Source organism: Telluribacter humicola, from assembly GCF_017355935.1.
GTDB lineage: Bacteria > Bacteroidota > Bacteroidia > Cytophagales > Spirosomataceae > Telluribacter > Telluribacter humicola.
On the sequence record NZ_JAFIQT010000004.1, the window covers coordinates 137,651 to 151,425 of the forward strand.

General features: G+C 47.4%; 9 protein-coding genes. 2 read left to right on the top strand and 7 right to left on the bottom strand.

Going from position 1 to position 13,775, the window contains the following annotated elements:
- Positions 1–115: 115 nt before the first annotated feature.
- The 3 genes from JUB14_RS18670 to JUB14_RS18680 form a co-directional block, all read right to left on the bottom strand.
- Complete coding sequence (locus JUB14_RS18670; RefSeq protein ID WP_207508327.1) at positions 116–490, bottom strand: DUF3471 domain-containing protein; 375 nt, start codon at positions 488–490, stop codon at positions 116–118.
- A gap of 79 nt (positions 491–569) precedes the next feature.
- The gene (locus JUB14_RS18675; protein WP_207508330.1) at positions 570–1,418 is read right to left on the bottom strand and encodes a ThuA domain-containing protein; all 849 of its coding nucleotides are present in this window, start codon (positions 1,416–1,418) and stop codon (positions 570–572) included.
- Between the two features lie 9 nt (positions 1,419–1,427).
- Positions 1,428–4,205 carry a PQQ-dependent sugar dehydrogenase gene (locus tag JUB14_RS18680; RefSeq protein ID WP_207508332.1) on the bottom strand — a complete coding sequence of 926 codons (2,778 nt, stop codon included), beginning with the start codon at positions 4,203–4,205 and terminating at the stop codon, positions 1,428–1,430.
- Positions 4,206–4,290: 85 nt separating this feature from the next.
- Here JUB14_RS18680 and JUB14_RS18685 point away from each other — a divergent pair, with 85 nt between their 5' ends.
- Positions 4,291–5,082, top strand: a complete 792-nt coding sequence (locus tag JUB14_RS18685; protein WP_207508333.1) for an NUDIX hydrolase — start codon at positions 4,291–4,293, stop codon at positions 5,080–5,082.
- A gap of 24 nt (positions 5,083–5,106) precedes the next feature.
- Here the strand turns inward: JUB14_RS18685 and JUB14_RS18690 are convergent, their stop codons facing one another.
- The 3 genes from JUB14_RS18690 to JUB14_RS18700 form a co-directional block, all read right to left on the bottom strand.
- Positions 5,107–7,515, bottom strand: coding sequence for a TonB-dependent receptor (locus JUB14_RS18690; protein ID WP_207508334.1), 2,409 nt, complete (start codon positions 7,513–7,515; stop codon positions 5,107–5,109).
- Positions 7,516–7,672: 157 nt separating this feature from the next.
- Entirely contained in the window at positions 7,673–9,001 is a 1,329-nt protein-coding gene (locus JUB14_RS18695) for a sensor histidine kinase (protein WP_207508335.1), read from the bottom strand.
- A complete protein-coding gene (locus JUB14_RS18700) occupies positions 8,998–9,681 on the bottom strand; it encodes a response regulator transcription factor (RefSeq protein ID WP_207508336.1) in 684 nt (227 codons plus the stop codon). The genes JUB14_RS18695 and JUB14_RS18700 overlap by 4 nt, the downstream gene beginning before the upstream one ends.
- A 249-nt stretch (positions 9,682–9,930) precedes the next feature.
- Here JUB14_RS18700 and JUB14_RS18705 point away from each other — a divergent pair, with 249 nt between their 5' ends.
- The gene (locus JUB14_RS18705; protein WP_207508337.1) at positions 9,931–12,384 is read left to right on the top strand and encodes an ABC transporter permease; all 2,454 of its coding nucleotides are present in this window, start codon (positions 9,931–9,933) and stop codon (positions 12,382–12,384) included.
- A gap of 869 nt (positions 12,385–13,253) precedes the next feature.
- On the opposite strand, the gene JUB14_RS18710 is transcribed toward JUB14_RS18705, so the two are convergent.
- The gene (locus JUB14_RS18710; protein WP_207508338.1) at positions 13,254–13,484 is read right to left on the bottom strand and encodes a hypothetical protein; all 231 of its coding nucleotides are present in this window, start codon (positions 13,482–13,484) and stop codon (positions 13,254–13,256) included.
- Positions 13,485–13,775: the final 291 nt, after the last annotated feature.

The window sequence follows — 13,775 nt, forward strand, 5'->3', positions numbered from 1 at the left end:
AGTCCAGTTTAAGGATTATTTTCTAGCTTTAAGTACCACCTGACTCTATTGTTCTGATATAAATAAGGGGGATCACATTTGTGATGTGATCCCCCTTATAGTTAGACGATCAGTTTTAGGCTTCCTTTTTGCCGTCAAACGTAAAGCCCTGTGCATCCAGCGTAAGGCCGGTGACCTTCTGGTCGGCGTCGCGGGTAAAGGTCAATGTGGCCTGTCCGCCCGCATCGAATTTGTCAGTCGCATCTTTTACCGGGGTTAGTTCCCCCTCGTCAGTACCGGTGTTGATTATTAGTTTACCGTCTTTCTCTGAAATGGTGATGTATTCAAAAGGTAGTCCTTCGAACTTGTACTTACCAACGTACTGAGACAGGTCAGCCGGATTTGCGACAAGTACCTGCTTGGTTTCGGCGGAGGCTACTTCCACTGAGGGAGCCGCAAAGCTGGTCGATAGGGAGATTAAACATGCAAAGGTGAAAACGATCTTCTTCATTCTGTTGATTGATTTTAGATAGACTTATTGTTGATTTCTATGCTAATTAATTAAGTTACAAGCCACACGGCCCCTATTTTCATTCCAAAGTCCACCGCAGGGCATTTTCTACCAGCTGAACAAAATGAGTATCCTGCCATACCCCGGCATCGTGGCCCATTGAAGTATAAAATGTCTTCCCCTGCCCCACCGAACGATACCAGGCGGTAGGATGGTACTTACCCATCCCGAAGTTTTTGTCATTGATCCAAAGCATATTGCCAGTGGGAATGATCTTCTCTCCATTGATATAGGATACCACCTTTACCCCCTTGGGCTGGTTGAAGAAAACATACCATTCGTCTTCGTGAGCCCACGTTGAGGGCAGACTACGGGACAGGGTCGAATCAACACGGGTTTCAACATGTACATCGGTCGTCTGTAAGTGCGGATTGATCGAGTGGTGCGAAAATTGGGTACCTAATAAGCTTGCCTCGTACCAGGGCCACTGGTGCGAGTTGTCTCCCGCACCATGTATACCTACCAGGGCCCCTCCTGCTTCAACGTATTGCTCCAATGTCTGCTGCTGCTCACCGTTAAGCACTGGTCCGGTGGAATTATTGAAGATAACAACGTTGAATTGCTTGAGTTGCTCCGGGTTGAAGACACCACCTTCTTCCGTTTCGTAGACAAACCAGCCATTGCGCCGGGCCATCTCCCGAAAAACAGGCTTTGAAGCTTCGATTGATTCCCCGTGGCGGAAGGCCGTTGCCTTTGAGAACACCAACATGGCTGGCTTACCAACAGGAAATTCAATGGCAGGCTTTTCGGTTTCATAGCTGACGGGAAAGCCGTATTGGATTTTATAGAAAAATACGGAACCGCCTGCTCCCAGGATCAGTACCAGCCCCAGCACGCTCCAAAGAATAATTTTGACCGCTTTTTTCATGATCATTCGTTAGTTGAACAGGTGGACCGTTGTGGGAACAAAAAGCGGCGATTTACCCGCGTTCTCGTTTTTGAATACAAAGTAAAGATCATGCACTCCGGATACGGGCGTAAGAGTAACCTTGGCGAGGCTTGGTGCGAAAGCAGCAGCGGCACTGGTTCCACCTCCTTCTACGGGCTGTATGTGCTCGGTTTGACCCAGCAGGGGTCCCGTTGGTGAATCTATCCGTACCTCGATTCGACCTCCCACGGCCTTGAGCTGGTCCTTAGGAACGGCTACCGCAAACTCCATAGACCTGATGCCGGTCAGGTCCAGCTTATTGAAGTGGGCGTACGTATCTGTTGCCATTACAATCAGGAGTGGATTCTGGCCCATTTTGTACACCATCGTTCCCTTTGACTGGCTATCGCTCCTGCCAAGGCTCAGTAGCGTATTTCGCAGAATAAGTACCTGTTCTGTTGACTGAGCAGGCATCCCGTTGGCGCCTTTGTCTTTATACGAGGCCCGCAGTACCAGATCACCTTGCTGGTTCTTGTCCGGGGTAAGGGTACCCTTGGCAGGTAATGAAGGAGCTGCAGCAGGCTGACTGGATAGACTCAGGATATACTTCACCATTTCCTGCGCGTCGGCCGGGCTAATCTGTGGGTGAGCGGTCATGATGGCATCGCCCCAGGCTCCCCCCCCGCCTTTGATGATCTTGTTCGACAGGCTGGCTACTGCGTTGGCATCGCCCTTGTAACGTTTGGATACTTCATTGAAGGCGGGTCCCACCGATTTCTTATCAGTAAAGTGGCAGGCTTTGCAGTCGCTTTGATCCATGAGGGCCTTGCCGGTGCCCAGGTAAGCGGCTTCCGTGAACTTATGACCTGATGCCGTAGCCGTGGGTTCAGAACCCTCATTTTGATAACTGGCTTTCACCACAACCTGCTTAGGCTGGATCTTGCCACTGGCCAGGCTACCGTCTTCTTTATCAGTCACACCCACCTGATAAGCAATGGATTGGCCGGGGAAGTAAAAGCTTTTGTTGCCCTTGGTAATGTCCAGCGTCACCACGGGCGGCTGGTTACCTGCTACGATATCCACCTCACGGGTCTCAGCGGCTCCCTTGGCATCGGTTACAGTCAGAATAGCCTTGTACTGCCCGGGCTTCAGGAAAGTATGGGTTGGGTTCGGTCCACTGATTACCGTTGGCTGGCCGCCGGACTTGCTCACAATCTTCCATTGGTACGTTAGTGCATCCCCGTCGAAATCTTGAGTACCCTCCGACGACAAGGTTACTTTCAGTGGTACGGCTCCGGCCATCTGACTGGTCGCTACCTGTACAGTCGGCTTGCGGTTGCCGGCGTTGTACTCGATGCGCACCAGCCGAGAATCATCATTCTGAGTAAACCATCCGGTACCGTATTCCAGCACGTACAAGTCTCCATTAGGACCAAAGGTCATATCAATGGGATGGCTCAGGGGCATATTGGGCAGGAAACGCTCCATACCTGTCATATCTCCCTTCTCGTTAAAGCTCACAGCCAGGATCATATCCCGCATCCATTCGTAGAAGAACACCTTGCCGTTGTAGTAGTCCGGAAAAGGACGCTTCGCATTCCTGAAATCTTCCTTGTAGTAGGCAGGACCTGCCATGGCACTGCGTCCTCCCGCGCCCATGATCGGATACTTCTTAGTTTCGGCAGCCGGGTAAGCAACTAGTGCCGGTTGGGCTGGTGGCAAGTCACGCAAGCCCGTATTGTTGGGTGAATCATTGAACGGGTGAGCGGGGTCAAACTGAGCCCCCTTTTGTCCAGTAGCAAAATCAACATCGTAGTAGGCCTTGTTAGCCCCTACAAAGTAGGGCCAGCCAAAGTTACCGGACTTCCGGGCCTGGTTGAATTCATCCTCGGCGGTAGGTCCAACACCCACTGAATCTTCTCCGGCATCGGGACCTACGTCGCCCCAGTAGAGGAAGCCCGTGCGCTTATCCACCGCTATGCGGTACGGGTTACGGTGCCCCATGGTATAGATCTCGGGTCTTGTTTTAGGGGTACCCGGAGGAAATAGATTGCCTTCGGGAATGGTATAGGGGGCCGAGCCATCCGTCTGGGGCTTGATACGCAGAATCTTTCCGCGCAGATCATTAGTATTACCTGATGACTTTTGAGCATCCCAGGGACCACGGCCCTCCCGCTCATCAATGGGTGCATACAGCGTAGCCCTGGGGCTGGTGTTATCGCCGGTCGAGAGGTACAGATTCCCTTCCCGATCCCAGTCAATGGAGCCACCGGTATGGCAGCACTGTTCGCGCTGTACAGGTACTTCCAGAAGTATTTTCTTAGAAGAAAGCACTAGATTATCTCCCTTCAGCTGGTATCGGGTCAGGATGTTTTTAGGCTCCGTACCTTCGGGTGAGTAGTACAGGTAGATCCATCCATTCGTAGCAAAGTCAGGGTCGATGTTCATTCCCAACAGTCCATCTTCAGCCTCGGTTTCACTTCCGTCCCTGTCCTTGTACTTCGTACTAACCGGTATGGTAGCTATGGTTTTGAGTTGTCCGGTCGCGGGCGAGTAGAGCCGCACGGCACCATGTCGCTCGATCAGCAGTACCCGTTCATCGGGCAATACAGCCAGTTCCATGGGTTCATTGAGCTTCTCGGCCAGGACTACCTTGGTAAAGCGGTTTTCTTCGGGCTTATCGCCGGGACCGTTAAGTAGACGACTTGAGTAGGACCAAAGACTTACGGCCAGTCCGGTAAGAAGGAGAGAAGCATACACGCTCCGGGAGAAAAAAAAGGGGGCCATTAGCATTATGTAATTATGTGCGTACATTAGACGCACAAACGTATCGATTTTTGCGTGTACTTTTTACGCACAATAAAAAAAATTTATGGATCGTAGCGAAATACTACTATCATTCCTGAAGGATTATAGAGATCACTACCTGCCTTCGGTATCACTGGACCTGGTTATTTTTGGTTTTCACGAGGGACAGATGAAGGTCCTACTCATACGATTTAAGGGTTCGCAGGATTGGCTGTTACCGGGCGGAAGGGTGAGAAAAGACGAAGACCTGAACGAAGCGGCGTACCGGAGCCTAAGGGAGCGTACCGGATTGGAAAAGCTGTTTTTACAACAATTTCAGACGTTCGGGAAAGTTGATCGACTGACTCACTTTTCCTGGGAGGAGACTTTGACCAAGATGGGTCTAAAGGAGCCACTAGAATCCCTGGGGGTGGATATAGCAAGTTTCTGGAGCAGGGATATCTCGGTGGGTTACTACGCACTGGTCGAATACACCAAGGTAAATCCTACCCCTGATATCATGTCAGATGAATGTCAATGGTGGGATATAGATCAGGTACCTCAACTGCTGTTTGACCACAACGACATGATACGCCTGGCGCTGAAAACGCTCAGGCGGCAGCTCAGCTATCAGCCCATTGGCTATAATCTGCTCCCGGAGGAATTCACCATGTCCGAGCTGCAGAGTCTTTACGAAACGATATTGGGTCGCAAGCTGGACCGTCGCAATTTCTACAAGCAGATCATGAACTACGATGTGCTGGAACGCCTGGAGAAACGGCCTACCATTCCGGCCAGTAAAGCGCCTTACCTGTACCGGTTCAAAAAGGAACGCTATGAGCAGCTACTAAACGAAGAAGATCTGTCGGTTGGTTAACCAACCGACAGATCATAAATGTGACTAATTTTCGCCCTCGTTGTCGCCATCCATGCCTTCCCTTCCCCGGTTTTCCTTCTTGCGGTTTAGCCGGTAGTTGAAGGTAAGCAATATCTGCCGGGCATTCCACTGAAAAGAGGAGGTGGAGAAGTAGCCTACCTGCTCAATGATGGTCCGGCGCTTGCGGGTGTTCAACAGGTCCCGCACGCTCAACGTAAAGGTACCATTGCCCTTCATGACGTCTCTGGACAGGCCCAGGTCAATGGCATAGGTAGACAGCTCCCGCCCCTGCGGAATCTGCTGGGGAGCCCGGTAATTTATGCCGGCCTGAAAGTCCCATTTGCGGTAGAATGTCATCTTTGAAGTAACGCGACTGGTCCAGGTGTAGGTGTCGCTTTCCAGTAGCTGATCCTGGTACCTACCGCTGGTGATAGCCCGGTAGAAGTTAAAGTTCGCGTTTACCCGCCACCAGTTTTGAATCGTGTTTGAGTAGTTGAATTCCAGGCCGTAGGCATTCTGCGTAGCCAGATTCACCGGAAAGATTCGGTTGAAGCCTACCGAATCAACCAGCGTGATCCGCTGGATTACGCCCAGGCGGTACCGGTAGTAGACGCTTGAAAGTAATGAACCCGTGCTCCAGTTGAGCAGGTGACCGGCTTCAAGCGAATGGGTATATTCCGGATTCAGGTTTGGATTTCCTACCATCAAAGAGCGGGCGTTGCTAAAACCGGAGAATGGTAATAGCTCACGAAAGCCGGGGCGACTCAGACGGTAGCTGTAACTCAGCTGAAGCGCCTTGTCCTTAGCTAACTCATACGAAAGGTGAACACTCGGAAACAGGTTAAAGTAGGTTCGCTGATTTACCAGATCCTCTTCGGGTAGTTCCGTGGTGATATCCGAAAACTCCCCTCTTAGACCCGCCTGTAACGACATCTTTTTGAACTGATTTCCCACCATCATATAGGCGGCGTGGATGTTCTCCCGATAGATCAGATAATTATCGAAGCGAGGTAGTGCCTGCCAGCTTCCCCCCTCTTCCTGCTGCTCAACCAGAAAATCATTATTTAGTACCCGGGAGGTGCTTTTCACACCGGCCTCCCATTTGCTCTTCTCCCCAAAGGGATGTACATAATCGGCCTGAAAAAGAAAGTTACGTTCATCTTCGGTATTACTGGACCTTTGCCTCAGGTTGATGGGGCCGCCCAGTACTCCCTGCTGAAAGGACGAAAATTCATCTTCATCACTCACTATCCATTTGACATCGGCGGTAAGGCTACGTCCGGCCCGATCGTACTCTCTTCTAAAACTTAGGGCGGCTTCGATATTGTTCTCCGGCTCTTTTTCCAGTTCATTCCGTTCCGTCGTCTCGACCAGTTCTCCCATTGGTCCAAAGTCCCGGTATACGTAGCGTGAGGTATTTCGGCCATCAGAACGGCGGTAAAGCACAGAGCCCGTTAGTACATTTTTTTCAGTCAGGTAGTAATCCAGCCCCACCCGGAAATTATGCGAAATGCCTCCGCGGGTCCGCCGGTTGGTTTCAGAGTAGGAGAAGGTAGAGTCACTTCCCGTGAAGGACTGAAAGGAATTACCGAAGCCCGGCCGGGAACGGTAGTTCACCCCATAGCTTGAGAATAGATTTATTTTGTTTTTACGGTAATTGATGTCAAAAGAGCCCCCGTAGTTGGCCGGTGTACCGACATTGATGGTAAAGGAGCCGTTTACTCCCTGATTCCTGTTTTTCTTCAGGATGATATTAATTATACCTACCTCACCTTCGGCATCGTAGCGGGAAGACGGATTGGTAATAACTTCAATGCGCTCGATCAGATTACCCTGCAGTTGCCGCAAGGCATCCGGACTGCTGATACCAGTCAATCCCGAAGGTCGACCATCGATGAGGATGCGTACGTTCTGGCTCCCTCTAAGGCTCACATTTCCTTCTACATCTACCGACACCGAAGGAACATTATCAAGTATCTCAGCGGCACTTCCTCCAATATTACTCAGGTCTGCCCCCACGTTAAAGACTCGCTTGTCCAACTCCAGCTCCATCATACTTCGCTCCCCCCGTACCGTTACCTCATCGAGAAGTTCAGTATCGGGTCGTAAAGTAATCACTCCCAGCTGCACAGGCTGATCAGTAACCCGCAGGTTGGGAACAAGCTTTTCTTTGAAGGATAGTATTGATATTTTCAGATAGTATTGACCCGGTTTTGCCAGTAGCTCAAACTGTCCCATTTCGCCGGAGGTAGTACCGGTAATGAGTGAAGAGTCAGCGGAAAGATACAAGGCAACGGCCCCGTAAGGAATTGGCTTCTGTGCATTATCCACTAAGCTTCCTTTAATGGCGTAGCTACCCTGTGGGACTATCTGGGCGGCAAGTAATGTGGATACCAGTAACAGTACCGGCAGGAAAAATAGGCTGTACTTCATGACTTTAATAATTCACAAGTGTGTTCTTTAATTGTCCAAAGGAAGAAACACATTTTGTAGAGAATTTGAAGTACACAGGGTATTATCACCAAGCCAGCATCTAGCTAGTACAGTAAATAGCTGTTTTATATTCGGGATTGGATCAAATGGAAGAATTTCACTCTTCGTTCAAAACTTTTTTTCTTTCCAAATTTGCTTTACGCTGTCCAGATTTATCCTTCCTGAAGACTACTTCAATACGGTGCCATCCCTGGCTATACTGATAACTCACTCTGAAGCTATTCAGGTCGCAGATTTGTTTAACAATGGCCAGTCCGAGTCCCGTTGAGTTCTGGCTGGGATTGCTCTTTTTGAACCGTTGAAAGAGCTGCTCAGTAGCGATCTGTGGGTGAAGACCTGTATTCTGAATAAGCAGGGACGCCTCTGTTAAGATAATGGTTACTTTTCCGTCCGGAATATTATGGCGCATTGCGTTACTAAGCAGATTGTTGAGCAGGATATCAGCCAGTACCGGGTGAAGCCACACCCGTACGTTATCAGCCAGTTCATAGTCCAGATGGAGCCCTTTCAATTCGAATAACTCCTGCAGACGAAAAATTCCATTGCTAAGGTGACGGCTTATATCAATAGATTCAGTAGCCTGGTATTCCCGGTTGTCCAGCCTGGTCAGCAGGGTGAGTGCTTCATTGGTCTTTGAAAGCTTTTCTATAGAATCAAGGGCCGCCTGCACCAGTAGGGCCTGCTGGTCGGTAATGGGCGAATCCATCAGTAGCTCCAGTTTACCCCGAATGACAGCCAAAGGAGTCTGTAATTCATGGGAAGCGTTCTCAGTAAATTCCTTGAGGGACTGATAGTCAATAACGGCTTTCTGTGTCATTGCTTCCAGAAAACGGTTGAGCTGTTCAAATTCCCTGATCTGGGTATCCTTTAGATGCAGAGGTGTTTGTCCGGATAAAGAAAAGCCACGGATAGCGATCAACGTTTCATGAAAGGGAGCCAGCAACTTACGGGAAAGCAACCGGCTTAAAATTCCAACCAGTACCAATAGAAGTATAAATATCCAGCTTAGGGATTTAGCGATTCCCTCCGCGATTTCATCCGGCTCAGCCACAAGATTGGAGGCGGCTATGTGATAATGCTTGCCTCTAATCTTATAGGAGGCAACAGCCATTAACTGTCTCTCGTAGTGTTCGTGGGAAGGAAACCAGAATAGTGTATCCACTACCTGTAAAGGGATAAGCGGGGCAGTATGGGCCAGTTCCTGTATCCTTACCATATACCCCTGCTGCTGGTCTACCGGGGCACCTTGCTGGAGCCGGGTTGCTACCAGGTGTACCGTATCTTTGAGTCTGCGGCTGTCTTCTCTGATGATCTCATTCTGTACGCTCATAAATACGATGATTCCGCCGGCTATCAATACGACAACGGTGATAGCAAAAAACCATAGCGTGAACTGATCGATCAGTTTCAGACGGATGCCTTTCATGATGAAACTACATTGAATTTATATCCAAGACCATACACGGTACCTATATAATCATTGCCGCCAGCGGTTGTGATCTTCTTTCTGAGGTTCTTGACGTGCTGATAGACAAAGTCAAAGTTGGCCAAAGATTCCGTATAATCTCCCCAGAGATGTTCGGCGATAGTCTGCCGGGTAAGTACCCGATTTTTATTGGTTATGAAGTAAAGAAGAAGATCATACTCCTTCCGGGTCAGGTCCAGGGGGTGCTCCTGCACCGAAACTTCCAGGGTATTAGTATTGATGGAAATCTCATTACAGATAATGACAGGATCACCGCGCAGGATTTTCCGCCGGTAGATTGCTTTGAGCCGGGCGTACAATTCGGGTAGGTGAAAAGGCTTGGTCACGTAATCATCCGCCCCCAGATCAAGACCCAGTATTTTATCATCCAGCGCATTCCTGGCTGATATGATCAGTACACTCGTATCAATCTCTTCGGATTTTATAAAGTGAAGCAGATCCAGACCATTTCCATCCGGTAGCATAACATCCAGCACGATACAGTCGTAGGGAAAGCATAGTAGCTTATCCTCAGCCTCCTGTACCGAATAGCTTACCTCACAGATGTATCCCTCCCCTTGAAGGTACTGATAGATATTACGGGAGAGTTCCTGATTATCTTCAATGATGAGTACTTTCATAGCAACGACTAAGATCTAATTACATTTTGAAGAAATCTTGAAGCTTCAAAAGGACCACGTTACATTTTAGCAAAAATTCTTTCCGGTGTACGCATCTGTACAACTATGTCCGTTAATGAACAGAAATCTTCTACGACATCAGATAACACATTGATTTACAGCCAATATTTTTAATGGTATGAAGTTAATACACTTATAGTCACATAAGAAATAAAGGTACATGTATTTGATTGCCTATAAACAACCAACATGCTCAGGAATTATCTAAAAATAGCTTTGCGGAATCTGCTTCGCCATAAGTCCTTTACATTTATAAATATTATTGGCTTATCTATTGGGCTTGCCTGCTGTCTGGCCATTGTCATCTTTATCCTTGATGAGTACCAATATGATGCGTTTCACACTAAAGCTGAGCGAATTTATCGGGTTGTTAATATATCTAAATCTGATGGGCGACAAAATCAAATAGCCAGCACTCCACCGGCCTATGCTCCTGCGCTCAAAGCCTCCTTTCCGGAGGTTGAAGAAAGTGTGCGGGTGTTTACTATGACCTATGGTAGTGAATTGCTGATAAGTTATGAAGATAAAAAATATCTGGAATCAGATATTCTTCTGGCCGATCCCTCTTTTTATGAGGTTTTCTCCTTTCCGCTAACGCAGGGCAATCCGGCCACCGCACTGACAGAGCCCAACACACTAGTCATTAGCGAATCCATGGCCAGGAAATATTTTGGCAATCAGGACCCACTTAATAAGGTACTTAGCTTTGCGGGCGAGCTGGATATGCGGGTTACGGGTGTGATGAAGGATGTACCTGGTCATTCGCATCTTAAGGCAAACGCTGTAGGTTCATTTAGTACTTTGAAGTCCATCGTAGATGATCCAAAACGACTGGAGAACTGGACCTGGCAACAATTCTATACGTACATTGTATTAACCGAAAACCGAGATGGCAAAACGCTTGCCCCGGAAGTACTGTCGGCCAAATTTCCGGCATTTTTAACCGAAAGAGCAAAATCAGAACTGGATGCCAAAAACCTGAGCTTCCAGATGCAGCTTCAGCCATTGAAAGATATTCATCTCCGCTCGGCGGAATGGGAGTATGATATCGCCCGGAAAGGAAATATCAACCACATATATGCCTTCACCGTCATTGCCCTTTTTGCGCTCCTGATTGCCTGCTTTAACTTCATGAACCTGTCCACGGCCAAGTCGATGCAGCGGGCCAAGGAAGTGGGGCTACGGAAGGTAATCGGTGCAAATCGTATGGAGTTAGTACGTCAATTTTTAGGTGAATCTATCCTACTCACCCTCCTGGCCCTGGTGGTTGCATTGGGAATTGTGGATGTTTTTCTGTCCCTGTTTAATCAGTGGATGAATAAATCCTTAGCGTTTGGCGAATCGCTAACTCCCACCTTTATTGTAGGCCTATTGGCTGCTACCTTAGTAGTAGGTTTCTTAGCCGGTCTTTATCCGGCCTTTTTCCTGTCAGGATTCCTACCGGTTAAAGTTCTGAAAGGGGATGTAGGTAAAGGAAGCAAAGGAGGGTACTCACTTCGTAAAACACTGGTGGTTCTTCAATTTACAGTATCAACGGCCCTGATCATCGGGACAGGTATTGTCTTCAGTCAACTACACTATGTGCAACGCAAAGACCTGGGATTTGATCGTGAGCAGGCCATAGTACTACCGATCAGGAATACGGCTATGCGGAATAACTATGAAAATATAAAGCAGGAGCTGTTACAAAATCCTGCCATTAAAGCGGCTACGGCTACCTATGGTATACCCGGTGGTATGGTTGCCGCAGATGGCATAAGACTAGCTGGACAGACTGGCGAAACGCCCATCAACATGTTTCTGATTGACTACGACTACATCCCTACCATGGGAATGCAGCTAGTCGCCGGACGCAATTTCTCACCTCAATATGGTACAGATGCCGGGGAAGGCTTTATTCTCAATGAAACAGCCGTTAAGGCCCTTGGCTGGAATACACCGGCCCAAGCCATAGGCCAGGAAATCTTTTGGCCGAAGTGGTCAGCGGGTACCACACCGGCAGACTCTATCAAGCGAGGCCACGTAGTTGGTGTGGTAAAGGATTTCAACTACAAGTCACTCCACCAAAAAATTGAACCCGCCGTGATGCATATCTACCCAGAAATTTACACCAGCATAGTGGTCAGGGTAAGACCTGAAAATATGGCGGCTACGCTGGAGTTTCTGGAAAACAAGTGGAAAGGTTTGGCGCCTGACTGGCCGTTTGAGTACAACTTTATTGACGAGCAGTACGCTGAGTTGTATCAGGCAGAGCAAGTCTTCGCAAAACTCTTCGGACTATTTACCGCCTTATCCATTTTGATAGCTAGTATGGGTTTGTTTGGACTGGCCTCCTTCATGGTACAGCAGCGATTTAAGGAAATCGGGGTAAGGAAAGTGCTGGGAGCCAGTATAACAGGCATCGTGACATTATTATCTAAAGACTTTCTGAAGTTGGTTCTTATTGCCATTCTGATTGCTACACCCATTGCCTGGTACGCCATGACTCGCTGGCTGGAAGATTTTGCCTACAAAATTGCCATGCCGTGGTGGGTCTTTGCCGTAGCCGGATTGCTGGTTGTACTTGTAGCCTTAGCGACGGTAAGTTTTCAATCAGTAAAAGCTGCCCTTATGAATCCTGTAAAATCTTTACGAAGCGAATAACACGTCACTGATTATGGGAATTTTGAATAGCTGTGTTTTGCCGCGGTTGAACGTAATACTGGCTATTGTAGCATACAAGCAGGTCTTCCAATTAAGAAGTAATCAGGGACAGGATAGCAACGGGCAAAAAAATACCCCGGTGAGTAGCACCAGGGTTTAAAAATATAACACCTATAAAACGCCTCAGCTATCTTTTTGTTATAGGCTATGAAAAATAGCTCTATTATTTTTCAAATTCTTTTTAGCCAGCGCATTGATTTGAAGATTGGGCTCCTGTTCCCCTCTTCTGGCTAAGCTATATCTCTCTACAAGTCGAGCCACTATATTAAGTGGCCTTACCTATCTTGAAGTGTTTAGGTAGGGTGAACATTGAAGTACAGCAACAACTTCATAAATATACTTCAACGGCTATTACAGGCACCTAAACTAGCCTTTGAACTAAGTAAAATAGATAATAATGTATAATTAATTGAAAAAATACTGTATTTACAGTATTGCCAAATCAATTTTGTATCCTCACTTTTGTTTAGTCATATATACACACCTTAAAAGTTGGTTTTGCCATAAAGAACAACAGGAAGCCCGGCCTATAACCGGGCTTCCTGCTTTATAAATATGTAGGTAGTTTTGTTAGCAGCTACAGCTGGTTCAAATGGATGTACTAAATTTGATACAGAAATTTACTGAGGTAGCTTTCGAATATATAAATCATGTAGCATTACTCAAAGCCGCTTGTTAATTAAAGAGTAGATTGAAAAGTAGTATTTCGTGTGGGGGAGCTGGTACTGGTAAGCTTTACTAATAGGGCATGCAGGCGCACTTAATGCTAAGGAGATACATACAACATTGAAATTGGTATAAATGAGACGCTACTCCAGACGCAAGAGAAAGCCCACTTCTTCCAGTTGGTCTACAATTCCCAGTACATCCTCCTCATCTATCCGCTCCTTATAGCAGACGTACACCCACAGGGAAAGGGCTTCCAGAAAGTTTTCCCATTGCCGGTTGGCTCCATAAAATAAGGAGTTCTTCAGGTCTGTAAGCACTTCCAGGCTACATGATCCTGATAATATCTTTCCGTTTGCTGTCAGGTATTTCATCGCTCGGTATCTTTCTTCTCAAACCAACATGCATTCTTATGTAACCCGTAGCTTACAATTATGCAACATGGAAAGTCGTTAAAAAACTATACCCAAACCTGTCATACTAGCTATATTACAACGTATATAGTACAATTAGGTAACTATTTACAGGCCAGTACTTTTGTACAGCAGTAAATGCTTATAAACTTCTACTATGTAACCTATTATTTAATTTATGACAATTGTCATAAATTATCATTCCCAACCTGCCTACTTTTGAATATGTATAGACTTTACCGATACGGTGGT